23 protein-coding genes and 1 tRNA gene are annotated in these 24,417 nt (G+C 68.8%); 4 read left to right on the top strand and 20 right to left on the bottom strand.

What is annotated here, in order from left to right; genetic code table 11:
* The first annotated feature begins 12 nt into the window (after nucleotides 1-12).
* Entirely contained in the window at nucleotides 13-705 is a 693-nt protein-coding gene (locus tag ACIPV5_RS15780; protein WP_053097431.1) for a YqaJ viral recombinase family protein, read from the top strand.
* A gap of 21 nt (nucleotides 706-726) precedes the next feature.
* On the opposite strand, the gene ACIPV5_RS15775 is transcribed toward ACIPV5_RS15780, so the two are convergent.
* The 6 genes from ACIPV5_RS15775 to ACIPV5_RS15750 form a co-directional block, all read right to left on the bottom strand.
* Nucleotides 727-1,233: a hypothetical protein gene (locus tag ACIPV5_RS15775; RefSeq protein WP_056279802.1), complete on the bottom strand. Its 507-nt coding sequence runs from the start codon at nucleotides 1,231-1,233 to the stop codon at nucleotides 727-729.
* Nucleotides 1,230-1,871, bottom strand: coding sequence for a hypothetical protein (locus tag ACIPV5_RS15770; protein ID WP_053097433.1), 642 nt, complete (start codon nucleotides 1,869-1,871; stop codon nucleotides 1,230-1,232). Before ACIPV5_RS15770 ends, ACIPV5_RS15775 begins: the two co-directional genes overlap by 4 nt.
* The gene (locus ACIPV5_RS15765; protein WP_053097434.1) at nucleotides 1,868-2,485 is read right to left on the bottom strand and encodes a signal peptidase I; all 618 of its coding nucleotides are present in this window, start codon (nucleotides 2,483-2,485) and stop codon (nucleotides 1,868-1,870) included. The genes ACIPV5_RS15770 and ACIPV5_RS15765 overlap by 4 nt, the downstream gene beginning before the upstream one ends.
* Nucleotides 2,486-2,522: 37 nt before the next feature.
* Nucleotides 2,523-3,140: a SipW-dependent-type signal peptide-containing protein gene (locus ACIPV5_RS15760; protein WP_056279798.1), complete on the bottom strand. Its 618-nt coding sequence runs from the start codon at nucleotides 3,138-3,140 to the stop codon at nucleotides 2,523-2,525.
* A 2-nt stretch (nucleotides 3,141-3,142) separates the two neighbouring features.
* A complete protein-coding gene (locus ACIPV5_RS15755) occupies nucleotides 3,143-3,766 on the bottom strand; it encodes a SipW-dependent-type signal peptide-containing protein (RefSeq protein WP_400341820.1) in 624 nt (207 codons plus the stop codon).
* 223 nt (nucleotides 3,767-3,989) lie between these two features.
* Entirely contained in the window at nucleotides 3,990-4,865 is an 876-nt protein-coding gene (locus ACIPV5_RS15750) for a LysR family transcriptional regulator ArgP (protein ID WP_320490271.1), read from the bottom strand.
* A gap of 71 nt (nucleotides 4,866-4,936) precedes the next feature.
* On the opposite strand from ACIPV5_RS15750, the gene lysE reads away from it, so the two are divergent.
* Complete coding sequence (gene lysE / locus ACIPV5_RS15745) at nucleotides 4,937-5,596, top strand: L-lysine exporter (protein ID WP_187250349.1); 660 nt, start codon at nucleotides 4,937-4,939, stop codon at nucleotides 5,594-5,596.
* A gap of 30 nt (nucleotides 5,597-5,626) precedes the next feature.
* On the opposite strand, the gene ACIPV5_RS15740 is transcribed toward lysE, so the two are convergent.
* The 8 genes from ACIPV5_RS15740 to ACIPV5_RS15705 all read right to left on the bottom strand — a co-directional run bounded on the left by ACIPV5_RS15740 (nucleotide 5,627) and on the right by ACIPV5_RS15705 (nucleotide 10,879).
* Nucleotides 5,627-6,448 carry an amino acid ABC transporter ATP-binding protein gene (locus tag ACIPV5_RS15740; RefSeq protein ID WP_285364042.1) on the bottom strand — a complete coding sequence of 274 codons (822 nt, stop codon included), beginning with the start codon at nucleotides 6,446-6,448 and terminating at the stop codon, nucleotides 5,627-5,629.
* A complete protein-coding gene (locus ACIPV5_RS15735; protein WP_053097440.1) occupies nucleotides 6,435-7,100 on the bottom strand; it encodes an amino acid ABC transporter permease in 666 nt (221 codons plus the stop codon). The genes ACIPV5_RS15740 and ACIPV5_RS15735 overlap by 14 nt, the downstream gene beginning before the upstream one ends.
* 3 nt (nucleotides 7,101-7,103) lie before the next feature.
* A complete protein-coding gene (locus tag ACIPV5_RS15730) occupies nucleotides 7,104-7,916 on the bottom strand; it encodes an amino acid ABC transporter substrate-binding protein (RefSeq protein ID WP_285364039.1) in 813 nt (270 codons plus the stop codon).
* 158 nt (nucleotides 7,917-8,074) lie between these two features.
* Nucleotides 8,075-8,764 carry a 50S ribosomal protein L1 gene (gene rplA, locus ACIPV5_RS15725; RefSeq protein WP_053097442.1) on the bottom strand — a complete coding sequence of 230 codons (690 nt, stop codon included), beginning with the start codon at nucleotides 8,762-8,764 and terminating at the stop codon, nucleotides 8,075-8,077.
* Between the two features lie 11 nt (nucleotides 8,765-8,775).
* A complete protein-coding gene (gene rplK / locus ACIPV5_RS15720; protein WP_053097443.1) occupies nucleotides 8,776-9,207 on the bottom strand; it encodes a 50S ribosomal protein L11 in 432 nt (143 codons plus the stop codon).
* Nucleotides 9,208-9,397: 190 nt separating this feature from the next.
* Complete coding sequence (gene nusG, locus ACIPV5_RS15715) at nucleotides 9,398-10,453, bottom strand: transcription termination/antitermination protein NusG (RefSeq protein WP_053097444.1); 1,056 nt, start codon at nucleotides 10,451-10,453, stop codon at nucleotides 9,398-9,400.
* A 41-nt stretch (nucleotides 10,454-10,494) separates the two neighbouring features.
* Nucleotides 10,495-10,767, bottom strand: a complete 273-nt coding sequence (gene secE, locus ACIPV5_RS15710; RefSeq protein ID WP_053097445.1) for a preprotein translocase subunit SecE — start codon at nucleotides 10,765-10,767, stop codon at nucleotides 10,495-10,497.
* A gap of 39 nt (nucleotides 10,768-10,806) precedes the next feature.
* Nucleotides 10,807-10,879: transfer RNA gene (locus ACIPV5_RS15705), tRNA-Trp, on the bottom strand.
* 192 nt (nucleotides 10,880-11,071) lie between these two features.
* On the opposite strand from ACIPV5_RS15705, the gene ACIPV5_RS15700 reads away from it, so the two are divergent.
* Together ACIPV5_RS15700 and ACIPV5_RS15695 are read left to right on the top strand one after the other, a co-directional pair.
* Nucleotides 11,072-12,895 carry an HSP90 family protein gene (locus ACIPV5_RS15700; protein WP_400341816.1) on the top strand — a complete coding sequence of 608 codons (1,824 nt, stop codon included), beginning with the start codon at nucleotides 11,072-11,074 and terminating at the stop codon, nucleotides 12,893-12,895.
* A gap of 51 nt (nucleotides 12,896-12,946) precedes the next feature.
* A complete protein-coding gene (locus tag ACIPV5_RS15695; RefSeq protein ID WP_400341812.1) occupies nucleotides 12,947-15,745 on the top strand; it encodes a hypothetical protein in 2,799 nt (932 codons plus the stop codon).
* A gap of 18 nt (nucleotides 15,746-15,763) precedes the next feature.
* Here the strand turns inward: ACIPV5_RS15695 and poxB are convergent, their stop codons facing one another.
* The 6 genes from poxB to ACIPV5_RS15665 form a co-directional block, all read right to left on the bottom strand.
* Complete coding sequence (gene poxB / locus ACIPV5_RS15690; protein ID WP_400341809.1) at nucleotides 15,764-17,488, bottom strand: ubiquinone-dependent pyruvate dehydrogenase; 1,725 nt, start codon at nucleotides 17,486-17,488, stop codon at nucleotides 15,764-15,766.
* Nucleotides 17,489-17,618: 130 nt separating this feature from the next.
* Complete coding sequence (locus ACIPV5_RS15685; protein WP_400341807.1) at nucleotides 17,619-18,983, bottom strand: NAD-dependent succinate-semialdehyde dehydrogenase; 1,365 nt, start codon at nucleotides 18,981-18,983, stop codon at nucleotides 17,619-17,621.
* A 25-nt stretch (nucleotides 18,984-19,008) separates the two neighbouring features.
* On the bottom strand, nucleotides 19,009-20,475 hold the full coding sequence (locus ACIPV5_RS15680; protein WP_053097450.1) for an NAD-dependent succinate-semialdehyde dehydrogenase: 1,467 nt from the start codon (nucleotides 20,473-20,475) through the stop codon (nucleotides 19,009-19,011).
* Between the two features lie 49 nt (nucleotides 20,476-20,524).
* Nucleotides 20,525-22,069, bottom strand: a complete 1,545-nt coding sequence (locus tag ACIPV5_RS15675) for an APC family permease (protein ID WP_056279777.1) — start codon at nucleotides 22,067-22,069, stop codon at nucleotides 20,525-20,527.
* Entirely contained in the window at nucleotides 22,069-22,953 is an 885-nt protein-coding gene (locus ACIPV5_RS15670) for a universal stress protein (protein ID WP_400341805.1), read from the bottom strand. Before ACIPV5_RS15670 ends, ACIPV5_RS15675 begins: the two co-directional genes overlap by 1 nt.
* Entirely contained in the window at nucleotides 22,953-24,335 is a 1,383-nt protein-coding gene (locus ACIPV5_RS15665; RefSeq protein ID WP_053097453.1) for an NAD(P)/FAD-dependent oxidoreductase, read from the bottom strand. The genes ACIPV5_RS15670 and ACIPV5_RS15665 overlap by 1 nt, the downstream gene beginning before the upstream one ends.
* Between the last annotated feature and the right edge of the window lie 82 nt (nucleotides 24,336-24,417).

The following is a 24,417-nucleotide window of genomic DNA, read 5'->3' as shown; positions in this document are numbered from 1 at the left end:
TACCCTCGATAGGTGACCCCCGAACTCCAAGCTCGCATCGTCGCGGACTCCCGCGACCGCGTCGCCTGGATGCGGGCACGGTCCCGTGGGATCACCGCCACGGATGTCGCCGGACTCACGAGCGAGCGGTCCATCGCCCGCGCCGCCGACTCCAAGCTCGGCGGCGGCCCCCGGTTCGGAGGCAACGCCTACACCGATCACGGACGCCGCCGCGAGCCCGAGATCGCCGCCTGGGTGGCGGCCACGCACGGCATCCTCCCCTCCTCCGCCCTGTTCCGCGCCGAGGTCGAGCACCGCCATCTCGCGACTCCCGACGGTATCGCCGTCGACGCCGACGGTCGCGTGAAGCTCGCGGAGATCAAGACCACGAACAAGGCGTTCCGCGGCATCCCCCGCACCTACCTGCGCCAGGTGTGGTGGCAGCAGCACGTGCTGGGCGCCGAGCGCACGCTCTTCGTCTGGGAGGAGCACGTCGACTTCTCCCCCATCCATGACGAACCCCGCTGCGTCTGGATCGACCGCGACGACCGCGAGATCGCGAAGCTCGTCGGCCTCGCCACAGATCTCATCGACGAGCTCTACCGGCGCACCACCGGTCAGCAGGTGCCGACCCGCATCGCGGATGCCGCGGCGGCCGCCGCCGCCAGCCGGCGCGAGCACCTGCGCGAGCGCGATGCGTTCCGCGCTCTCGCACTCGCCGACTGAGCCGGTCCGCACCGCACGAACTCACGTGCAGGACGCGTTGAGCCCGAGCAGCGCGATCGACAGCTGGCGCGAGGTCCCGGCCGACACCCAGGACGTACCGGCCAGGAGGTTGGTCACCGTCAATGTCGTGGTGCTGCCGAGAAGGTTGGAGATGAGGCTGGCGAGCAGACTCTGGGTGAGGACGGCGGTGTGGGTGTAGAGGCCGCCGGCAGGACCTGTCGTGGTGATGTTCGCCGCCGGGACCACTGCTGTCGTCGCTCCCTGGGTGAGTGTGAGCCTGACCCCGCTGGCGGGATAGACCGACGTCCACACGAGCCGGACGTTCTGGAAGACGCCCAGACCGTTGTTCGCCACCGTGCAGGCGATGATCGTGGCGGGGGGAACGCGGAACGCCGTGATCGTGGCTCGACCGTACTCCGGGTCGGTGAATGCCGCGTCGGTGATCTGCGCCGGCGGCGCGAGGGCCACTCCGCAGAGCAGCGCCGCACCGGCGACTCCGGCCAGGACGCGCTGCCGCCGCACGATCACGACTCGCCTCGGTGAGCTCCGGTGCTGCGGCGGCGCCGGGTCGCACTCAGCGCGGCACCACCGGCCACCAGGGCCAGCGCCCCGCCGATCGCCCAGGGAGCGAAGGGCGCACCGCCCGTCGTCGCCAGCCCGCCGTCGGGTCCGACCGTCGCGGACTCTCCGGCGCCGCGTGCATGCACGCGCACCTGGGTGCTGCCGTCGTCCGCGCCGTCCAGCGCGATGACGAGCCTGAGGTGGGCCACCTCTGTGTCGGCCATCTCGACGAGCGGTACCTCGAGGCCGTCACGAGGTATCGACCAGCCGGACTCGAGTGTGGTCGCGCCTCCCCGGCATCCGCTCTCATCCCACTCCTGCGCACAGCGGAGCACGTCCATCACCAGCGCCGCACCGCCGCTCGCACTGACTCCGACCGCCACGGTCCCGGGGTCCGGTGCCTCCGCGCTCACCGTCACATCCCACTGCACGGGCTGGCCAGGCAGGAGGCTCGATGCGGCATCCCAGTCGGCGACGGAGACCAGCCGCAGCACCTGTCCCTGCACGACCTCGGTCGAGGGGGCCGCCCACGCGGGACTCACCGCGACGAGCGCTGCGCAGACGACCGCACAGGCACCCGCGACGCACGCCACCCGCCGGTTCATCGGTCGACTCCCGCCGGATCGACCTGCTCGCGACTCTCCTTCCGGGAGCGCGGCCAGAACGCCCAGACGACGAGGACCGTCGCGCCGATCGTGAGTCCGCCCAGCACGTACGGATCGCCCATCGCGACGATCACGGTCGCGATGCCGGGGATCGAGAACAGCACGATCCGAACGGTCTGCACGGTGTACGGATACGGATCGTCGGCCGCGTTCGCGTCTCCGCGCATCGTGATCACCCGTTCGTCCGCACTCGCACCGGGAGCGATCGAGGTGATGCGGTGCGTGACCGGCAGATCGCCTGCTCGATCGACGGTGACGACGTCGCCGACCTGCACCTCGGATGCCGGGACGCTCTGGACCACCGCCACGGAACCGGCGGGAATCGTCGGCGCCATCGATCCCGTGCGGAACATGATGAGGGTGATGTTCGCCGTGAAGGCGACGATCACGAGCACGATGCAGATGACCCCTGCGGCGGCGGCGAGCCAGAGGAGGACATCGGCGAGCGCCCTCCCGAGAGTGCCTCGCGAGGACGCCGCGGCGGGTGCTGGCGACGCGGACGCATCATCGACCGTCGCCTGTTCACGCAGGCTGCGCCTCGTCGGTGCACTCATGTCTCCTCCTCACGTCATCCGATGCTCTGCCCGCAGGTCAGCTCGACACTCCGGCGATCTGCCATGTCTGGATCGCCGTCAGCCCTTGCGCGCCGTTGTCGGTCGCTGCCGGCAACGTCACTGCGAAGCAGTAGTTCACGGTCGTTCCGCCGTTGGCCGCGACCGCCTGGGTGCCGGTGCCGCCGACCGACAGCAGCGAGTTGTCGGGAACGACAGCCGTCCCGGCCGTGTAGGTCGTGCTGTTGCAGGCCGTCCCCGCGATGGCCCTCACCCCGTATCGCAGGTAGGTGCCGAGCCCTGTTCCCGCCGTCGACGTCACGCTGAGCTGCAGCGTGCCGGCCACTGACGGATTCGCGGTCCGCACGCTGAACAGCGCGTACGTGGTGTTGCCGGGAGCCATGGCCGAGAACGGGGCGCTGAACGACAGCGCCGCCGGCGTGCCCACCGGGTGGCTCGAGAACGTGGCACCGTCGGTCGCCCCGACGATGTCGAACCGCCCGGCGGTGAAGGTCGCATTGCCGTATTCGGAATCGTTCCAGGCGGCCAGGGTCATCGTCGCGCCGACGCCGAACACCAGCCCGCCCGCGAGCACAGCGCGTATCCGACGGGAGAGCAGTCGCTTCCCCTCCCGCATGCCTCTGCGGGTGTCGGCCACGATCAGTCCGCAGTCGAGGTGGCCGTGAACTCCCAGGTCGCGGTCGCGGCGGCGCCCTGCGTGAGACCGGCGCCCGCGGTCACCGCGAAGCACAGCTGCACAGGCGTTCCCGCCGTCCCTGCCGGTGTGCCCTCGGCGAGAGGAACCGACGTGGCTCCCGTCTGAGCGCTCAATGTGGTGCCCGTCGCGACGACGGTTCCTGCCGCCGTGGCGTCGCACACGTCGCCCGCGTCGATGGCCGTCACGGTGTATGAGAGATTGGCCTCGTTGCCCCCCGTGCCCGCGGTGATCCCCGACGGCACCAGCGTGGCGCCGTTGGTGGTCGTGCTGTCGAGACGCACCCAGAACGGTGCGTAGACGACATCGCCCGGAGACATCGACGACGCCACGGCGGGCAGCTGGAAGACGAGCGCCGCTGCAGTGTCCCCCAGATCGACGTTGTGATCGTCGTACCCGTCGGTCGCGCTCGTCGTGGATCCCTCCAGATTGAACGAGCCTGCGGTGAAGGTGCCGGTCGCGAACTCGGAGTCGTTCCATGCCGCGAGCGTCACCCCGATACCGACGCCGAGCACCAGCCCACCGGCGAGCACTGCCAGAACCTTGCGTTGCGTGTCCTTCTCAGCCATGACATTCCCCCTCAGGAATCTCACGAGACGCAGATGGCTGGGGATGGTCGCCCTTCGCGGCCTGCATCCGGTACTCGTGTCGTTCCCGACAGCTTTGTCCACTTCCTGCGCCTGTTCAAGGCCTTCCGCGTCACGATTGCGCATTCCGGCTCACGAATTGCGCAGAAACGTCTATCGGTTTCTGCGACCGATCGGATGGTTGCAGTTCGTCCAGAGCTGCAGCTCAGCTCGCGAGAACACGCTGCGCCTCGACGGAGACTTCGGCCGCGATGGTGTCGAGCAGCGCGGAGCGCAGGTTCCACTGCTGCCAGTACAGCCTGACTCGCAGCGGCGGCCCGCCGAGCGGCACGAGCTCGCGCTCCTTCTGCAGGAGCGGCAGCATCCCCCATCCGAGGCCGAGCCGCACGGCGAGCGCGTAGTCGTGCGACGCGGGCACGTAGTGCCGAGGAGCCCCGTGGTGCGCGACCCCCATCCGCTCGAGCCATTCGTGCTGAAGCGTGTCTCGTCTGTCGAAGTCGACGAAGGGCGCCGCGCTCAACGCCTCTCTGGTGACACCGGACGAGAACCAGCGATCAGCGAACGCCGGTTCTGCCATCGCGTGATACTCCAGCACGCCGAGCGGTGCGACGGAGCACCCGGCGACCGGCGCCGCCTCACTCGTGACCGCCGCCATCACCGTGCCGGACTCGAGCAGCCGAGCCGTGAAGTTCTGGTCGTCGCGGTGCAGGTCGAAGTCGAGGTCGTGGGCTGCCGAGAGCCGTGCGAGCGGAGGCAGGAACCACGTCGCCATCGAGTCCGCGTTCACGGCGAGCGGTATGCGGGTGCGGGGCGCCTCGTCGCCCTCGAGGCCGAGTTCTGCGAGGGCATCGTGCTCGAGGAGTGCCAACTGTCGTGCGAGCCGCACGACAGCCTCGCCCGCCTCGGTGAGACGGGCAGGCTTGGTGCGCACGACGAGGACCCGTCCGAGCTGCTCCTCGAGCGTCTTGAGCCGCTGGCTCACGGCGGAAGGAGTCACACGCAGCACCCGCGACGCCGCGTCGAGGGTTCCCTCGTCGGCCACGGCGGCGACAGTGGCGGCAAGCTCCGGATCGATCTTCACATTAGCCATGCTAATGGCGCACAAGGAATCATCGCTGGTGCTCATGTCCGTGGCATCCGTACCGTGGACTCATGCTCTCCGTCTTCTCGGGTCTCGGACTCGGCCTCTCCCTGATCGTCGCCATCGGCGCGCAGAACGTGTTCGTCCTCCGTCAGGGCATCCGCAGAGAGCACGTCCTGCCGGTCGTCATCATCTGCGCCGTATCCGACGCCCTGCTCATCGCCGCCGGCGTCGCGGGACTCGGCTTCGTCATCTCCGCAGCCCCGTGGCTCGTGGTCGTCGCGCGCTGGGCGGGGGCCCTGTTCCTCCTGGCCTACGGCATCCTCGCCGCCCGCCGCGCCTGGAGGGGCGGCGAAGAGCTGCGAGTCGACCGGACCGGTGCGGAGGGCTCGGCGCCCGGGTCGGGCGGCGGAACCACGACGGCGACCCGCACCGCGCTCGCTCCTGTGATCGCGACGGCTCTCGCCCTGACCTGGTTGAACCCGCACGTCTACCTCGACACCGTCCTGATGCTCGGGTCGATCGCCGCGACGCACGGCGACGAGCGCTGGCTGTTCGCCGCCGGAGCGATCGCCGCCAGCATCCTGTGGTTCACCGCGCTGGGGTTCGGCGCCCGCTATCTCGGCCGCTGGCTGCGCACGGAACGAGCGTGGCGCATCCTCGACGCGCTGATCGCCGTCGTCATGATCACCCTGGCTGTCAGCCTGGTGCTGCCGGTGCTCGGCGGCTGACCCTGCGTCGCAGACGTGAGCGGACGCCCGTCAGTCGCCGTCGAGGGGCCGAAGGATGCGAGTGAGGAACCTCTGGGTGCGCTCGTGCTGCGGCGCGCCGAAGATATCGGCCGGCGCGCCCTGCTCGACGACCACACCCGCGTCCATGAAGAGCACATGATCCGCCGCCTCGCGCGCGAAGCTCAGCTCATGCGTCACCACGACCATGCTCCACCCCTCGTCGGCGAGCTCCTTGATCACGAGCAGGACCTCCCCCACGAGCTCGGGGTCGAGTGCGCTCGTCGGCTCGTCGAACAGCAGGAGGTCGGGACGCAGCGCGAGAGCGCGGACGATGCCGACCCGCTGCTGCTGACCGCCGGAGAGCTCGTGAGGTCGAGCATCGGCCTTGTCGGCGAGCCCCACGCGGGCGAGCAGGACGCGGGCCTCGGCGACCACCTCGGCCTTGGGTCTGCCCTGCACCCGCCATGGTCCCTCGATCACGTTCTCGAGCACCGAGAAGTGCGGGAAGAGGTTGTGATGCTGGAAGACCATCGCCGACCGATCGCGCAGCGCGAGACGCTTCTGCGCGCGCGTGCGCTTCGACACCGGATCCGACGGGGCGAAGTCGATGTCAGGGCCCCCGGCCACGACGATGGTCCCGGCATCCGGCGTCTCGAGCCCGTTGAGCGCACGCAGCACCGTCGTCTTGCCCGATCCGCTCGGACCGATCAGCACGACGACCTCTCCGCGGTGCAGCGTGAGGTCGATGCCGCGGAGCACCTCGTTGTCGCCGAAGCGCTTGTGAAGGCCGCGGGCGGTGAGCAGGGCGTCGGCTGTGGACCTGGGTGAGTGCGCCGGATCAGTGAGCGACATTGCGATCGAGTCTCCTCTCGAGTGCGCTCTGGCCGAACGACAGCACCAGGCAGATCACCCAGTACACGAGCGCGGCAGCCAGGTAGACGACCATGAACTCCAGGGTCGCCGCCGCGATCTGCTGCGCCACCTTGAAGAGCTCGGTGACGAGGATCAGCGAGGCCAGCGACGTGTCCTTCACCAGCGAGATGAACGTGTTGGACAGCGGAGGCACCGAGACCCGCGCTGCCTGGGGAAGGATCACCCGCGTGAGTGTGCGCGTGCGATTCATGCCGACCGTGTACGCGGCCTCCCACTGCCCCTTCGGGACGGAGAGGATGGCGGCGCGCACCACCTCGGCCCCGTACCCGCCGACGTTCAGCGACAGTGCGATGATCGCGCTGGTCCACGGATCCAGCTTGAGTCCGATCGATCCGAGCCCGTAGAAGATCACGAACAGCTGCACGATCATCGGCGTGCCGCGGATGACCGAGATGTAGAACCTGGCGATGCCCGACAGCACGGGATTGACAGAGATCCGCATCAGTGCTGCGCCGATGGCGAGCACGAGACCCAGCGCGAAAGAGATCAGCGCGAGCGGAACCGTCACCGTCACCCCCGCGAGGGCGATCGGTCCGAGCGAGTCGAAGAACAGCTGCCAGGGATTCTCCATGGGTTACTGGGTCACGTCTTCGCCGAAGTACTTGTCGCTGATCTCGGCCAGTGTTCCGTCGGCACGCAGCTCTTCCAGAGCGCCGTCGATCGCCTCGACGAGATCCGTCTTGTCCTTGGTGAAGACGAATGCCTGCTCACCGGCCTCGTCGGTCTCGGCGGCGATCTTCAGGCCGGACGGGCTGTTGGTGGTCTCATAGTCGAGGAAGGTCAGCTTGTCGTTGACGGTCGCATCCACGCGACCCTGACGCAGCAGCTCGACGGCCTGCGCCCACCCCTCGACGCCTTCGACGGTGGCACCGGACTCGGTCGCCAGCTCGTACCAGTTGCTGGTGAGCGACTGCGCCGTCGTCTTGCCCTCGAGGTCGTCGAACGACGAGATCGAGTCGTCGTCCTCGGCGACGACGATGACTCCCGGCGAGACGGTGTACGGGGTGCTGAACAGGTACTTCTCCTGGCGCTCCTCGTTGATGCTCACCTGGTTGGCGATCACGTCGAAACGGCCCGCGTCGAGACCGGCGAAGATCGCATCCCACTGGGTCTCCTGGAATTCGACCTCGAGGTCGAGCTTGTCGGCGACCGCCTGGATGATCTCGACGTCGAATCCGGTCAGGTCGCCGGTTCCGCCGTCATCGTGGAAGCTGAACGGACGGTACGTGCCCTCGGTGGCGACCGTCAGCGTGCCGTCCGTGACGAGGCCGAAGCCGGATCCGCTCTCACTCGAGCTGCTGTCGGCAGGCGTGGTGCTTCCGCTGCACGCGGTGAGTGCTGCTGCGGCGACGACCAGTGCGGTGACGGCGATGATGCGACGGGACATGTGACCCTCCTGGGGTGCGGTGAGGCGCGAGTGCTGTGGCGCGGAACTCATTCACAGTACGCGGCATCGGACCGGCATCCCAACATCCGATGACGCCCGATGTCGTACTGCACGCAGAAAGGCCCCCGCAGAATGCGGGGGCCTTTCCGGAATCACACTCAGATGGCGTTGACGTCCAGCGGGATGCCGGGGCCGAACGTGGTCGACACGGCGCCCTTCTGGATGTAACGGCCCTTGGAGCTCGACGGCTTGAGGCGGACGATCTCCTCGAGCGCTGCGCCGATGTTCTCGTCGAGCTGCTCGGCCGAGAACGACGACTTGCCCACGACGAAGTGCACGTTGGCGTGCTTGTCGACGCGGAACTCGATCTTTCCGCCCTTGATCTCCTCGACGGCCTTGGCCGTGTTGGGGGTCACGGTGCCGGTCTTCGGGTTCGGCATGAGTCCACGCGGACCCAGGACCTTTCCGAGACGACCGACCTGGCCCATGAGCTCCGGGGTCGAGACGGCCGCGTCGAACGCGGTCCAGCCTGCGGCGACCTTCTCGATGAGCTCGGCGCCGCCGACCTCATCTGCACCTGCGGCGATCGCTGCCTCGGCCGCGGGGCCGGTGGCGAAGACGATGACGCGGGCGGTCTTACCGGTGCCGTGGGGCAGGATGACGGTGCCGCGCACCATCTGGTCTGCCTTGCGGGGGTCGACGGCGAGCTTCAGCGCGACCTCGACGGTCGAGTCGAACTTCGACGAGCCGGTCTCCTTGGCGAGGGCGACTGCCTCGGTGGGAGTGTAGAAACGGTCTGCCTCGATCTTCTCGGCGGCAGCCTTGTAAGCCTTGGACTTCGTAGCCATGATTATTCTCCTCAGCCCTCGACCGTGATGCCCATGGAACGGGCGGTGCCGGCGATGATCTTCGAGGCAGCCTCGATGTCGTTCGCGTTCAGGTCGGCCTGCTTGGTCTCGGCGATCTGACGGACCTGGTCCTTGGTGATCTTCGCCACCTTGACCGTGTGCGGCGTCGACGAGCCCTTGGGCACGCCGGCGGCCTTCTTGATGAGCTCCGCGGCCGGCGGGGTCTTCAGGATGAACGTGAAGCTGCGGTCCTCGTAGACGGTGATCTCGACGGGGATGACGTTGCCGCGCTGCGACTCGGTCGCGGCGTTGTACGCCTTGCAGAACTCCATGATGTTGACGCCATGCTGACCGAGCGCGGGGCCGATCGGCGGCGCCGGGTTGGCTGCACCGGCGTTGATCTGAAGCTTGATCAGGCCGGTCACCTTCTTCTTCGGTGCCATATCCTCTTCCTTTCATCGAACGGATGCCGGTTGCATCCGCTCTCCCGCGAACCCGGCATCTCCGGGCTGCGGTCGTCTGCGCGCACGCCGAAGCGGCACACAAACCAGACAAGTCTACCTGATGCGGAGCGGGCCCGGAACGCGAGAACGGCCGCCCCGAATGGGACGGCCGTTCTCGGAGAAGCGTAGGTCAGACCATCTTCGTGACCTGGTCGAACGACAGCTCGACCGGGGTCTCGCGCTCGAAGAGCGACACGAGCACCGTGAGCTTGCCGCTCTCGGGCTTGATCTCGCTGATCGAACCGGGAAGACCCGCGAACGAGCCCTCCTTGATCGTGATGGTCTCGCCGACCTCGAAGTCGACCTCGGCCGGAAGCGGACGAGCGACGGCGAGGCCGCCCTTCGACGCGATGTTCTTGGCGGTCGGGACGTCCTTGACCTCGACGAGCGACTTCAGCATGTTGAAGGCCTCTTCGAAGCGCAGCGGCGTCGGGTTGTGGGCGTTGCCCACGAAGCCGGTGACGCCAGGCGTGTGACGCACGACCGACCAGGTGTCCTCGGTGAGCTCCATGCGCACGAGCACGTAGCCGGGGATGCGCACGCGGGTGACCATCTTGCGCTGGCCGTTCTTGATCTCGACCACGTCTTCCATCGGGACCTCGATCTGATAGATCTCGTCCTCGACCTCGAGCGTCGACTTGCGCTGCTCGATGTTGGCCTTGACCTTGCGCTCGAATCCGGCGTAGGAGTGGATGACGTACCACTTGCCCGGAAGCATCCGCAGGTCGAGGCGGAACGCCTCATACGGGTCTTCCTCGGCGTCGTCGCCCTCTTCGGCCTCGTCGTCGTCGGACTCCGTCGCGGCGTCATCGTCGCCGTTGATGTCGGGTCCGTCGTAAGGGGTGACCTCGTCGGCCTCAGCGGCCTCGAGCTCGGCGGTCTCTTCCGCCACAGAATCGTTCAGGACCTCAGCGGCAGCCTCAGACTCGGCCGCTTCGTCCAGGTTGAGAGCGTCGTTCACGATCGCGTCCGCCTCCGGGTCGTCGATTTCGATGTCGTTGTCGTCGTCCTGCACATCGGCGTCGGCGTCTCCGTCGACGTCCTCGATGTGGAGGGCGACATGTTCGGCCGAGGTGACCGACTGCTCTTCCGCAGCGAGCACGTTGCCCTCCTGGGCCTCGTCCTCTTCGCTGGACTGCTCAGCAGCAGTCGCCCAGTCGGCGTCGTCGGAATATCGTTCAGACACGTTGTTTCTTTCCAATCACTGCGGCCAGGGCCGCGAGGGCGTCAGGCGCCCGGGACCCCGAAGACGATGTGCGTGACCCAGGCGAACAGGGTGTCGAGTCCGTAGACGATGCCCATGACGATGAGAACGAAGACGAGCACCACTGCGGTGAACTTGACCAGTTCCTTGCGGGTCGGCGTGACGACCTTGCGCAGCTCGGCGATGACCTGACGGAAGAACAGAGCGATGCCCCCGAAGAAGCCCACGATGCCACGCTTCTTCTCGCGGGTGGCGCCGGCCGCGACGACCTCGCCGCGCGGTTCGTCCTGATCCATCCTGAATGTACCTTTCGTGTGTCAGCGTGTGCTGACGCGCAGGGCGGACAGGAATCGAACCTGCAACCTGCGGTTTTGGAGACCGCTGCTCTGCCAATTGAGCTACCGCCCTAGAGACCGGGAGGTCTCGGGGTGTCATCTCCATCCTGCCATCGTTACCCGACCGCAAGGACCGGGGCACGGCGAAAGAATGCAGACAACAACTGCTCGTCAAGCATACGGCATCCGTCGGTCAGCGCCGAACCGGGCCCGCTCTCGTCGTTGTTGTTAGGCTCGGCGGGCGGACGAAACGGGAGGGGGCGCAGTGAGCGCTGACGTGCAGCAGTTCCAGGTGGACCTGCGCGGTGTCGTCGACCTCCTGAGCCGCCACATCTACTCGAGTCCTCGCGTGTATCTGCGCGAACTGCTGCAGAACGCCCGCGATGCGATCACCGCACGCCGCGAGGTCGACGGGCAGGGCGGGAGCATCCGCATCACCGCGCTGACGGACACCACGGGCGAGTTCATCCTGCGCGACGACGGGATCGGCCTGACCGCAGCCGAGGTGGGCGATCTGCTCGCCACGGTCGGCCGCAGCTCGAAGCGCGACATCTTCGACCTCCCGCGCAGCGACTACCTCGGTCAGTTCGGCATCGGCCTGCTGAGCTGCTTCATGGTCGCCGATTCGATCGTCATCCGCTCGCGCAGCGTCCGGGGCGGCCCGGCCGTCGAGTGGACGGGCAGCGCGGACGGGACCTTCCGCGTCGTGGAGATCGACGACGATCTGCCGATCGGCACGAGTGTGCATCTCCGCCCTCGTTTCGATGCCGACGAGCTGCTGCGCCCCGCGGCCGTGCGAGGGCTGGCCACCACCTTCGCCGAGTTCCTCCCCGTGCGGGTGATCCTCGACTCTCCGAGCGGCGACATCGACATCACCCGGCGCGCGCCGTTCCTCGACCCCGCCGACGACATCGACGGCGCCGTGCAGTACGGGCGCGACCTGCTCGGTGCGAGCCCGCTCGACGTTATCGAGCTCAGCGAGCCGGCCACCGGCACACGGGGACTCGCCTACGTCCTGCCCTACGCTCCCCCGCCGGGCGCCCGCCAGGCGACGCGCATGTATCTCGGCAGGATGCTCCTGGGCGAGCGGGTCGACGACGTGCTGCCCGAATGGGCGTTCTTCGTGCGCGCCGTGGTCGATTCGACCGGCCTCGCCCCGACGGCGAGCCGCGAATCGCTCGTCGACGACGCGGCCCTCGAGCGTGTGCGCGAGCAGCTCGGTGCCGGCATCCGCCGCTGGGTGCTCGAGCTGGGCCTGCGCGAACCGCACAGACTCGCCCAGTTCGTGGCGATCCACGAGGTCGGTCTGAAATCGCTGGTGCGGCACGACGACGAGCTCGCGCAGTTCATCACGCGCTGGCTGACCCTCGAGACCACCCACGGAACGATGCGCATCGGCGACCTCGTCGAACGATACCCGCACGTGCGATTCGCGCAGTCGGTCGACGAGTTCCGCCAGGTCGCAGGGATCTCCCCCGGGTCCGAGGTGCTGGTCAACGGCGGCTACCTGTACGACGCGGACCTCGTGCGGATGCTGCCGGAGCTCTACCCGCACGTGACGATCGAACTCGTAGACGTGGCCGGGGAGCTCGATCGTCTCGACCCTCCGCCGCTGGACGACCGCGACGCCGCGCTGGCCCTCGAGGCCCGCGCCGGCGGCGTGCTGACCGCATCCGGCTGCTCCGTCACCGTGCGGTCGATCGACCAGCCCGAACTCGCAGCGCTGTACGTCGCCGACCCCGAGGTGCTGCGCAGGATCGACCGCGGCCGCACCAAGGGCATCACCGGATCGCTGTGGGGCGGGGTGCTCGACCGCATCGACTCGACCCTCTCGGCCTCCCGCGACGACGATCTCAGCGCGCGCCTGTGCCTGAACTGGTCGAACCGCGTCGTGCGCGCGCTCGTCCGCGTGCAGGACGACGCGGTGTTCGCCCGCACCGTGCAGCTGCTCTACATCCAGGCGCTGCTGGCGGGACACCATCCGCTCTCCGACGCCGATCGCGCACTCATGTCGACCGCGCTCTCGGACCTCGTCTCGCTGTCCGCCGGCATCGAAGCGGATTCGATCCCCTTCGACGACGCCCCCTGATCTCGCTCCGACCGCTCGCTCCGACCGCTCGCTCCGTTCGAAGGATCCCCCATGACCAGTCCGAAGAAGCGCTTCTCTCAGCTCATCGAAGAGATCGACCGCACGCCCTGGGGTCCGGCGGAGCAGGCGCTGGTGGCGGATGCCGTCTCGCTCGCCGTCGAGCTCGGCGACGAGCGGCTCGAGTACGAGGCGCGGATGAGGCAGACCGCCTCCGCGAACATGAACGGCGCGACCGATGTGATGCTGAACTCGTTCGCGTGGTGCCTCGCCCGACACGACTCCGACCCGCAGCGCTTCCCCGCCGACCTCGACTACGGCGGCGCCGATCTGATGTGGCAGTTCAAATGGATGGCGTCTTCTCTGCGTTCGTCGCCCGCGTTCTCGACCGAGCAGATCACCGCGGTCCTCGACGACATGGAGACGCACTATCGCAAGGCAGGGCTCGGCATGAGCGGAGTGCTCACGGCCCGATTCGAAGACGCCTGGGACGCCGGTCGACTCGACGACGCCGAGGCTCTGCGCGCGCAGCTCGAGGCCACACCCCGAGACGACCACAGCCACTGCGACGCCTGCGGACGCAGCCAGTTCGCCGGCTTCTTCGCCGAGACCGATCGAGATGCCGAGGCCATCCGACTCGTCGAGGAGATGCTCGAAGGCGGCTTCTCGTGCGGCGAAGAGCCCGAGCACGCACTGTCGCGAGTGCTCGTGCCCTACCTTCGTGCCGGGCGCTTCGACGAGGCGAGGAGCGCGCACCTGCGCAGCTACCGGCTCGCGAAGGACAACCCGGACAACCTGCGGATCGTCGCCCACAACATCGTGTTCGCCGCCCTCACCGGCAACGAGGCACGCGCGCTCGCGCAGGTCGAGCGTCACATCGGCTGGCTCGCTCACGACGGACTCAACGTCGATGCCCACTTCGCCGCGCTGGCGGCGTTCGCCTTCGCCCTCGATCGTGTGACTGCGGCGGGTCACGGCGATGCCACGGTGCGCGGTGCCGACTCCCCCGCGCTCGAGGAGTTCTTCGGCGAGCACGACGGAGCCTGGGGTGCCGCCGAACTCGCCGCCACCGCGTGGGCTGCCGCCGAGCGCATCGGCTCGGACTTCGATCTGCGGGACGGCACCGAGGGCCACGCCCGCAGCCTCACCCGCCTGCGCGCTCTCGCCGACGAGCACTACGACGTGCCCATCCGGTCGGATGCCTTCGTCATGGCTCCGGACGCGGCGACACCCGACGATCCCGACGCGTGGTTCGAACGGGTCATGAACCTCGCCCAGTTCGGCGCGGAGCACGAGACGTTGCGCGCCCTGCCGCACGCGCTGAGCGTCGAGGACCCTTCGAAGCTCGCCGAGCTCCTGTCGATGCGCCTCGGCATCCTGATCGCCCTCGACCGAGCAGAAGAGGCCGCCGACCTGCTGCCCGCGCGGATCGATGCCCTGCGCGCCGCAGGCCTCGACGCACAGGCCGATCTCGAACTGCGCCTCGGTCTCGCGACCTTCGGCCTGAACACCCCCGAGGCTGCGGCGGCGCTCGAGGACGAGCTCGCGAACACGGACGCTCTGCCCGCATGGTCGCGCGGAGACCTGGCGATCAGCCGCGCGTCGCTGCACCTGCACGCGGATGAACCCGGCGCCGCCCTCGACATGGCAGAGATCGCGGCTCGCGCCTTCGCCGAGGCCGAGGACGCGCGCCTCTCGAACACGACGACGCTCGTCGCCATCTCGGCCGTGCTGCAGAAGGGCGACATCGAAGCGGCATCCGCTCTGCTCGATCGCTTCTTGGCCCAGGACGATCTCAGCATCGGTCATCGCGCGCAGGCGCTGCAGACGCGCGCGAAGGTGCGCGGCGGAAGCGAGTCGTTCGCGGAGGGCGCTGCGGATGCCGACGAGGCGACCCGTCTTCTCGCCGGGCTCGGTGCGACCACGGCCCTGGCCGCCGCGCACCTGCTCGCGGGGGCGCTCTGGGAGGACGCGGGCGACCCCGAGAAGGCCGTCACCCGCTACCGGGTCACCTCGCGGCTCGTCGCGCAGGAGGGCGGCGACCAGGCGGGCGCGGACTTCCGGCTCGCGCGCGCGATGCTCGCGGCCGGGGACGCCGAGGTGGCGGCCGAGCTGTTCGGACAGGTGCTCGAGCGCGAAGAGCAGGCCGAGGTGCCCGCCGCCTCCCGAGCGATGACGGCGTCTCTTCTCGCGCGCGCCCTCGGATCGGCCGGCGAGTTCGGACAGGCTGTCGGTGCATTCGGGTATGCGGGCGAGCTGTTCGGCGAGGCGGAGGAGCATGCCGACCAGGCGATGGCGCTGACCGAGCGCGCCAAGATCCTCGCCCGGTTCGACGAGCACGCGGAGGCGATCGCGACACTCGAATCGGCATCCGAGATCGTGCGCCGGGCCCCCGAGGCGGTCGGCGCCCTCGCTGACGTGCTGCACAACCTCGGACAGGCTTATGCGGCCACTCAGGACGACCGCGCCTTCGCCCTCTTCGACGAGGTCGCCGCGCTCGCTCACGAGCACGAGGCGGCGTGGCTGCTCGCCGACGTCACCGACTCGCGGGGCCGGGCGCTCGCCCAGTTCGGCCGCACCGACGAGGCCGTCGCCGCTGCGCTCACCGCGGCCGACGGATTCGCGGCGATCGGGGATGCGGGCTCGGCCGGCGGCTCCGAGCTGTTCGCCGCCCGTCTGCTGGTCGGCGACGACCGGGCCGCGGACTCCGTGCCGATCTACCGCAGTGCCCTCGAGCACTCCGCCGGCTACCCGCCGCTGCAGCAGGTCTCGGCGCTCGAACTCGGCAACGTGCTCGAGGCGCTCGGACGCCACGGCGAGGCGACCGAGGTGCGGGCCCTCCTCGACAGCTGACTCAGAGGACCTGCTGACTCAGAGGAACTGACGCCAGTTGGCCCGCGCGAGGTCGAGCAGCTCGTCTCCCTTGCCCGACATCACCGTGCGGATCGCGTACAGAGCGAAGCCCTTGACCTGCTGGGCCTCGATCGCCGGGGGCATCGACAGCTCCTGGCGCTCGGTCACGACGTCGAGCAGCGCAGGGCCGTCATGCGCGAGCACCTCGCGGACGGCATCCGGCAGGTCCTCGCTGTTCTCGACCCGACGGGCGAAGATCCCCATGGCCTCGGCGATGGCCGCGAAGCTCGGGTTGTCGAGCGCGGTGCCGTAGTTGACGAAGCCCGCGGCCTTCATCTCGAGCTCGACGAAGTTCAGCGACGAGTTGTTCACGACGACGGTCTTCACGGGCAGCTTGTTCTGCGTGAGCGTGAGCAGTTCGCCCAGCATCATCGCGAGCCCGCCGTCGCCGGCGAGCGCGACCACCTGACGAGCCGGATGCGAGACCTGCGCGCCGATGCCATGCAGCAGCGCATTCGCCATCGACCCGTGTGTGAACGAGCCGATCAGGCGTCGGTTCTCGGTCATCGACAGATAGCGGGCGGCCCACACGGTGGGCGAGCCGACGTCGGCGGTGAAGATCGCGTCATCCGCGGCCTGCTCATCGAGCAGCCGGGCGAGGTACTGCGGATGGATGGGGCGGCCCGCCTTGGTCGGCGTCGCGAGGTCGTCGAGCTTGGCCCTGGTCTTGCGATAGTGCGCGGTGGAGTCGTCGAGGTGACCGCGGTCGTTCGTCTCGGCGAGTCGCGGCAGCAGCGCCGTGACGGTCGCGCCGACGTCGCCGACCAGGCCCAGATCGAGCGGATGCCGTCTGCCGAGCTGCGAGCCGCGGATGTCGACCTGGATCGTCGTGGCGTGCTCGGGATAGAACTGCTCGTAGGGGAAGTCGCTGCCCAGCACCAGCAGCGTGTCGGCGGCTTCCATCGCCCGGTAGCCGGAGGCGAAGCCGAGCAGCCCCGTCATACCGACGTCGAACGGGTTGTCGTACTCGATGAACTCCTTGCCCCGGAGCGCGTGCACGATCGGCGCACCGAGTCGGTCGGCGAGTGCGATGACCTCGTCGTGAGCCCCCTCGACACCCGCGCCTGCGAGGATCGTGGTCTTCTTCGACGCGTTGAGCAGCGTCGCCGCGCGCGCGAGCTCGTCTCCGCTCGGCACGATCACGGGGTGCGAGCGTTCGATGACCACGGCTCGGTCGTCGGCGATCTCCGAGAGTGCGACGTCGCCGGGGATCACGAGCACCGCGACCCCGCGCTGCTCGATGGCGGCGCGCATCGCGATCTCCAGCAGGCGCGGCATCTGCTTGGGGTCGGCGACGTACTCGACGTAGACGCTGCACTCGCGGAAGAGCTCCTGCGGGTGGGTCTCCTGGAAGTACCCGGTGCCGATCTCGGTGGTGGGGATGTGCGCGGCGATCGCCAGCACCGGCACCCGCGAGCGGTTCGCGTCGAAGAGTCCGTTGATCAGGTGCAGGTTGCCCGGACCGCACGAACCGGCGACCACCGCGAGCTCACCCGTGAGCGACGCATCGGCCGCCGCCGCGAATGCCGCGGACTCCTCATGCCGCACGTGCACCCAGCGGATGCCGCCGTCCTTCCGGAGGGCGTCGGTGAACCCGTTGAGGGAGTCGCCCGGGAGGCCGTAGACACGGTCGATCCCGTTGGCGCGGAGGGTCTTGACGATGTTCGCTGCGACGGTTGCCATGCTTCCAACCTACGCCCGGGTGCTGCGGAGGGATCCGGCATCCGTCGAACATCCGCTCTCCGGATGCCGCACTGCGGAGACGACGATGGGGGCGGATGCCGTGGCATCCGCCCCCATCAGGGAGAGTCGCTCAGCCGATGCGGATCAGCTTCTTGTTGACGAACTCGTCGGCGGCGAGGTGACCCAGCTCACGCGACGTACCGCTGCGCTTGATGCCACCGAACGGCAGCTCGGGGCTGTCGGCCAGCACCAGGTTGACGTAGACCATGCCCGCCTCGATGTTGTCGGCGACACGCTCGGCCTGCTCGGCATCGGTCGTGAAGACGTACGAGCCGAGCCCGAAAGTCGTGTCGTTCGCGAGGGCGACAGCGGCATCCTCATCGGCGACCCGGTAGACGACCGCCGCGGGGCCGAAGAGCTCCTCGCGGTAGACGTTCATGTCGGGCGTCACGTCGGCGAGCACAGTCGGGGCGAAGAACGCCCCGTCGCGGGTGCCGCCGGTCAGCAGTGTCGCTCCCTGCTCGACGGCCTGGTCGATCTGCTTCTGCAGGGTCTCCGCCGCCGTCTCCGACGAGACCGGGCCGAGCACGGTGTCGTCGAGCGTCGGGTCGGTCGCCTGCACCGATGCCATCGCGGCCGTGAACTTCTCGACGAACGAGTCGTACAGGTCGTCGACGATGATGAAACGCTTCGCGCCGTTGCACGCCTGGCCGTTGTTGTCGAGACGCGCGTCGACGCCCGCCTGCACGGTGGCGTCGAGGTCGTCGGTCGAGAGCACGATGAACGGGTCGGACCCGCCGAGCTCGAGCGCGACCTTCTTGAGGTTGCGTCCGGCGATCTCGGCGACCGCTGCGCCTGCGCGCTCCGAGCCGGTGAGCGAGACGCCCTGCACGCGCGGGTCGGCGATCATGTCGGCGATCTGCTCGTTGGTCGCGAGGACGTTCTGGTACGCGCCCGTCGGGAATCCGGCGTCGTGGTAGATCGCCTCGATCGCGGTCGACGACTCCGGGCACTGCGGAGCAGGCTTCAGCAGGATCGTGTTGCCGACGATCAGGTTCGGCGCAGCGAAGCGGACGATCTGATAGGCCGGGAAGTTCCACGGCATGATGCCGACGAGCGGTCCGAGCGACGACCGGCGCATGATCGCCGAGCCCTCGCCGAGGATCGCGATCGGCTGGTCGGCCATGATGGCCTCGGCCTGGTCGGCGTAGTACTCGGCGATGTCGGCGGCGAAGTCGACCTCTCCGAGGGCGGCCTCGCGGGGCTTGCCCATCTCGCGCACGAAGACGTCGGCGAGCTCCTCGCGGCGCTCGCGGTGCAGCTCGGCGGCGCGACGGAGGAGCGCTGCGCGCTCAGCCACGGTCGAGGACCGGGACCATTCGCGGTGCGCCTCGTCGGCGGCCGCGACAGCCGCCTCGATCTGCGCATCCGTGAACGTGTCGAAGGACGCCAGCGTCTCTCCGGTGGCGGGGTTGATGACGGCGTAATCGGTCATGTTCTCTCCTCCTCTGGCCGACCGGTCAGGAGACCGGGATCAGCGTGTACTTGGTGGACAGGTACTCGTGGATGCCCTCGAGACCGCCCTCGCGGCCGACGCCGGACTGCTTGACGCCGCCGAAGGGGGCGGCGGCGTTCGACACCACGCCCACGTTGAGACCCATCATGCCGGTCTCGAGCCTGTCGATCATCCGCTGCCCGCGCTGCAGGTTCTCGGTGAACACGTACGAGACCAGTCCGTACTCGGTGTCGTTGGCGAGACGGACGGCCTCGTCCTCGTCCTCGAAGGTCGCGATCGCGAGCACCGGGCCGAAGATCTCCTCGCGGAGGATCGCCGAGCCCGCCACCACGTCGGTGAGCACGGTCGGCTCGTAGAAGGTGCCCGTGCCCTCGACGGCCTTGCCACCCGCGAGCAGGGTCGCGCCGCGCTCGACGGCGTCGTCGACGAGCTCGCCGGCCTTCGCGACGGCATCCTCGTCGATCAGCGGGCCGATGGCCACGCCCTCTTCGGTGCCGCGGCCGATCTTCATCGCGTTGACGCGCTCGGTGACCTTGCGGCCGAATTCCTCGGCGACGTCCTTGTGCACGATGAAGCGGTTGGCAGCGGTGCACGCCTGGCCGATGTTGCGGAACTTCGCGGCCAGTGCGCCGTCGACGGCCTTGTCGAGGTCGGCGTCGTCGAAGACGACGAACGGCGCGTTGCCGCCGAGCTCCATCGACACGCGCAGCACGCCCTCAGCGGCCTGGGCGATGAGCTTGCGGCCCACCTCCGTCGAACCGGTGAACGACAGCTTGCGCAGGCGCGGGTCGGCGATGATCGGGGCCGAGAGCGCCGACGACTTGGAGGTCTGCACCACGTTCACGACACCGGCGGGGAGGCCGGCCTTCTCGAGCAGCGACGTGAAGAACATCGTCGTCAGCGGCGTGAGTGCCGGGGGCTTGATCACCACGGTGCAGCCGGCGGCGAGCGCCGGCGCGATCTTGCGAGTGGCCATCGCGAACGGGAAGTTCCACGGCGTCACGAAGAACGAGGGGCCGACGGGCCGCTGCGAGACGACCATGTGGCCGGTGCCCTCCGGGTTGATGCCGTAGCGACCGCTGATGCGCACGGCCTCCTCGCTGAACCAGCGGAGGAACTCGCCGCCGTAGCCGACCTCGCCGCGCGCCTCGGCGAGCGGCTTGCCCATCTCGAGGGTCATCAGCAGCGCGAGATCCTCCTTGTGCTCCTGCACGAGGTCGAATGCCCGGCGCAGGATGTCGCTGCGGGTGCGAGGTGCGGTCGCGGCCCATGCGTCCTGCGCGGCGACTGCCGCATCCAGCGCGCGGATGCCGTCACCCGGGGTCGCGTCGGCGATCGTGCGGATGACCGCACCGGTCGCGGGGTCCTTCACGTCGAACGTGCCCCCGGTCTCGCCGTCGATCCACTCTCCCCCGATGAAGAGGCCGGTGGGGATGCTGTCGAGCAGCGCCTGCTCAGTCTGAGTGCTCATGGAATCTCTTTCTGTGGGGAGGATGGGATGCCGGTGCCGCGGGATTCCGTCAGCGCCGGCGGTTGCTCGCGGGAGCATCCATGCTGAGGGTCTCGCCACGGAAGAACGCCGGGCGCTTGATGGACTGCCAGATCATGATGACGATGCCGATCACGATGATGCCGACGCCGAGGACGAACACGAGTCCGAGGCCCCCGATGTTCGATCCGCTGCCGTACGCGGGGTCCATCGAGTCGATGAGCGTCGTGACGAACAGGACGGCGAGGATCGCACCGCCGACGAGCGGGAACAGGAACGTGAAGAAGAAGCTCCTGGCGGAGTCGAACCACTGCTTGCGGAAGTACCAGACGCACGCGAACGCGGTGAGGCCGTAGTAGAAGCAGATCATCATGCCGAGCGACAGGATGGTGTCGGTGAGGACGTTCTCGCTGACGAGGCGCATCACGGCGTAGAAGACGGATGCGACGACGGCCGACACGATCGTCGAGTAGCCCGGCGTGAAGAACCGCGGGCTGACCCGGGCGAACTTCTTGGGCAGGGCGCCGTAGTGCCCCATCGCCAGCAGCGTGCGAGCGGGTCCGACTGCGGTCGACTGCAGCGAGGCCGCCGAGCTCGACAGCACCGCGAGCGAGACCAGGAACGCCAGCGGTCCGAGGATCGGATCCGAGAGCGCGAAGAACACGTTCGCCGAGATGTCCTCGTTCGCGAGCCCGTAGTCGCCCGTGCCGACGCCGGCGAACATGATGAGGCCGATGGCCAGCAGCAGGTAGAGGGCGACGACGACGACGACCGTGACCATCGCGGCGCGCCCCGGCGTCTTGGCCGGGTCCTTCGTCTCCTCGTTCATGGTGAGGACGACGTCCCAGCCCCAGAAGATGAAGATCGACAGCGAGAGCCCTGCGGCGAAGGCGCTGAAGGACGGAACCTCGAACGGGTTGAACCACGACCACGAGAAGGGGGTCGGCTCGGGAGCGTCTCCGGAGACGGCCTTGACGATCGCGACGGTGGCGAAGACCACGAGCACGAGCACCTGGAAGCCGACGAGGATGTACTGGAACTTCTGCGTCGTCTGCATGTCGCGGTACGACACGAGCGTCGCGCCGAGCATGAAGAGCAGGCACACGACGACGTTGATGATCGGGTTGAACGCCAGGTCGGCGATCTCGGGGTTGCCGCTGAGCTGGGCGATCAGCAGGAAGAGGAACTCGACCGCGATGCCGGCGAGGTTCGACAGCACGATGACGGTGGCGGCGATCAGGCCCCAGCCCGTCATCCAGCCGATCCACGGCCCGAACGCCCGCACCCCCCACGTGAACGAGGTGCCGGAGTCCGGCATCATGCGGTTGAGCTCGCGGTAGCCGAAGGCGGTCAGGAGCATCGGGATGAAGCCGACGAGCATGATCGCGGGCACCTGGGTGCCGACGACGGCGACCGTCGGGCCGAGCGATGCGGTGAGCGTGTAGGCCGGCGCGATGGTCGAGACGCCGATGACGACGGCTCCGAGCACTCCGACGGCACCCGCGCTCAGCCCCTTCTGCGAGATGCCGGTCGTCACACCGGATGCGGGCTCCGTCGCCCGGTTCGTGCTGCTCATCAGCGGACTCCTGCTTCGGCGCGGGTGCGCGGGACGACGATCATGGGAACGGGCAGTTCGTGCAGCATCTTCGCTGCGGTCGAGCCCAGGAACAGGCGGCGCGGCTGCGCCAGGCGACTGGAGCCGACGAGGACGACCTCGCCGGGGAGCCACGAGAGGTTCGCGACGGCATCTTCGACGGTGTCGCCGGGGGCCTCTTCGACCTCGGCCTTCAGCTCGTCGGGCAGCAGGCTCTTGGCGACCTCGAGCACGTCGTTCGCGTGCGCGTCGCCGACCACGCGGATCGCGCCGGTGTCGAGACCGGGCGGCACGTCGAACGGCACGAGCGAGACGAGGCGCAGGCCGACACGGGACTCGGTGGCGATCGCGGCGGCCTCGTCGAGGAGGTTGTCGGCACCCGCGCGGTTGCCGACCGCGGCCGTCACGCGAGGAAGCACGTGATCGTCCTGGTCCGCGGTGCCCGCGGGGGCGAGCGCGACGGGGATGGTCGACGAGTGCAGCAGCTCCGACGCGACGCTGCCGAGGCGGTGGCGGCCGAAGATGCTGCCGCCGGCCGTGCCGATGACGATCAGCCTGGCGCCGAACTCCTCGCCGGCGGCGATCAGCCCTTCGGCGAAGGACTCGCCGAACCGCACGTGGCCCGTGCGGGTGAGCTCCTGCGGCAGTCGGACGACCGCATCCTCGAGCCATTCCTTCGCCTGGCGGCGGATGTGGTCCTCATACGCCCGCTCGGGGGGAACGGCCGCACTGCGGGTGCCCTCCGACGGCAGCACGATCACGAGGTGCAGCACAAGGCCGAGGCTGCGGGCGAGCCGCGCGCCGAGCGCTGCGGCATCCGCTCCCGCATCCGTCGCGGTGTACCCGACGACGACCGCGCCGGTCATCAGCCGACCTCGGCGGTGTCGCCGGCGGCGCGCGTCGCTTCGACGATGTTCGAGGCGACGAGGTGCCCCATGCGGATCGCGCCGTCGACGTGCTGATATCCGGCGCCCGCCATGTCGCTGCACGCGAAGTGGATGGGGCCGACGGCCGAGCGGAGGTCGGCGCCGTAGCGGTGGAGTCCGCCCATGTCGAAGCTCGCCGCGTACGCTCCGCGGGTCCACTCCTCCGTGCCCCAGTCGCTCTCGTAGTAGACGACCGGGTTCTTCGCCTCGTCGCCGTAGTAGTGCGAGAGGGACTCGAGGATGCGCTCCTTGCGCTCCTCGGCCGACAGCGTGAACAGGTCGTCGGCGTTCTGGTCGCTGACGAAGCCGACCAGGGTGCCGCGCTCGTCGCCGTGGTTCGTGTTGTCGTACGCCTCGTGCGCGAGCTCGTACGGGCTGAACGCGGTGCCGCTGAGGCCCTGCTCGCGCCAGAACGGGCGGTCGTAGACGGCGTGCACCTTGATGACGAAGCCCATCGAGATGTGCTGGTGCATCTGGTGCTGGCGCCGGGGAAGCGGCGGGACGAAGGCGATACGGCTGTAGAGCACCGGAGCATGCGCGAGGATCGCGAAGCGGGCGCGCACGGTGGTGTCGTCGGTCGTGGCGGTCACACCGTCGACGCCCCATTCGAGCGAGCGCACCGGCTGGTTGAGGATGACGTCGTCGCCCAGGCGCTCGGCGAGCAGCAGCGGCACCTTCTGCAGACCGCCCACCACCCGCTTGTCGAGGATGAAGTCGGCGTCGACGAGGTTGGAGTACGACCCGGCGGATGCCGCCATGAGCAGCGACTGCAGCAGCGAGAACGAGTGCGTCGGCTTGGTGAGCATCGCGGAGCCGGTGGCGAAGGCGAGATTGCGCACGGCCTCGTCATCGTCGGTCTGCACACGCAGCCAGGCGTCCCAGGTGATCGAGTCCCATTCCTTCGCGAGCGGGTGCTCCCACGGGCGGTCGGGGTCGATCTCGGCGACCATGGCGTCGAGGCGCTCGGTGATCTCGGCGATGACGGCCTCGGTCTCAGCGGACACCGGGAACATCTCGCCGGTGAAGCGATGCGTCTGCCCGTCCGGACCGACGTAGACGCTGTCGCCCTCTCGGTAGCGGCTGTAGGTCTCGAGCCCCAGCTCCTCGATGGTGTCCTTCAGGGCGTCCTGGTCGGGCGAGACCCACTGGCCGCCGATCTCGAGCATGGCGCCGTCGATGACGTCGGTCCACAGTCGTCCGCCGACGCGGTCACGCGCCTCGAGTACGGCGACCGACAGGCCGGCCTTGCGCAGGTCGTTCGCCGCCGTGAGCCCTGCGGCTCCGGCTCCGACGATCAGCACGTCGCGAGTGATCTCAGCCATCTGCTTCTCCTTCATTGGAAAGGTTGTGCCGGCCGCGACTCGAAATCCCCCGATCCTCGTCGCGGCCGGACGTGTGGTGGCA

The organism is Microbacterium sp. NPDC090014 (assembly GCF_044748285.1).
In the GTDB taxonomy this organism is placed as follows: Bacteria; Actinomycetota; Actinomycetes; order Actinomycetales; family Microbacteriaceae; genus Microbacterium.
This window is presented reverse-complemented; position numbering and strand designations above follow the sequence as displayed.

Bases quoted from the DNA above. Each gene is read 5' to 3' on its own strand.
- ACIPV5_RS15770 (WP_053097433.1), bottom strand. From the start codon at position 1,871: ATGAACCGGCGGGTGGCGTGCGTCGCGGGTGCCTGTGCGGTCGTCTGC.
- ACIPV5_RS15765 (WP_053097434.1), bottom strand. From the start codon at position 2,485: ATGAGTGCACCGACGAGGCGCAGCCTGCGTGAACAGGCGACGGTCGAT.
- ACIPV5_RS15755 (WP_400341820.1), bottom strand. From the start codon at position 3,766: ATGGCTGAGAAGGACACGCAACGCAAGGTTCTGGCAGTGCTCGCCGGT.
- lysE (WP_187250349.1), top strand. From the start codon at position 4,937: ATGCTCTCCGTCTTCTCGGGTCTCGGACTCGGCCTCTCCCTGATCGTC.
- ACIPV5_RS15740 (WP_285364042.1), bottom strand. From the start codon at position 6,448: ATGTCGCTCACTGATCCGGCGCACTCACCCAGGTCCACAGCCGACGCC.
- ACIPV5_RS15735 (WP_053097440.1), bottom strand. From the start codon at position 7,100: ATGGAGAATCCCTGGCAGCTGTTCTTCGACTCGCTCGGACCGATCGCC.
- ACIPV5_RS15730 (WP_285364039.1), bottom strand. From the start codon at position 7,916: ATGTCCCGTCGCATCATCGCCGTCACCGCACTGGTCGTCGCCGCAGCA.
- rplA (WP_053097442.1), bottom strand. From the start codon at position 8,764: ATGGCTACGAAGTCCAAGGCTTACAAGGCTGCCGCCGAGAAGATCGAG.
- rplK (WP_053097443.1), bottom strand. From the start codon at position 9,207: ATGGCACCGAAGAAGAAGGTGACCGGCCTGATCAAGCTTCAGATCAAC.
- secE (WP_053097445.1), bottom strand. From the start codon at position 10,767: ATGGATCAGGACGAACCGCGCGGCGAGGTCGTCGCGGCCGGCGCCACC.
- ACIPV5_RS15695 (WP_400341812.1), top strand. From the start codon at position 12,947: ATGACCAGTCCGAAGAAGCGCTTCTCTCAGCTCATCGAAGAGATCGAC.
- poxB (WP_400341809.1), bottom strand. From the start codon at position 17,488: ATGGCAACCGTCGCAGCGAACATCGTCAAGACCCTCCGCGCCAACGGG.
- ACIPV5_RS15685 (WP_400341807.1), bottom strand. From the start codon at position 18,983: ATGACCGATTACGCCGTCATCAACCCCGCCACCGGAGAGACGCTGGCG.
- ACIPV5_RS15680 (WP_053097450.1), bottom strand. From the start codon at position 20,475: ATGAGCACTCAGACTGAGCAGGCGCTGCTCGACAGCATCCCCACCGGC.
- ACIPV5_RS15675 (WP_056279777.1), bottom strand. From the start codon at position 22,069: ATGAGCAGCACGAACCGGGCGACGGAGCCCGCATCCGGTGTGACGACC.
- ACIPV5_RS15670 (WP_400341805.1), bottom strand. From the start codon at position 22,953: ATGACCGGCGCGGTCGTCGTCGGGTACACCGCGACGGATGCGGGAGCG.
- ACIPV5_RS15665 (WP_053097453.1), bottom strand. From the start codon at position 24,335: ATGGCTGAGATCACTCGCGACGTGCTGATCGTCGGAGCCGGAGCCGCA.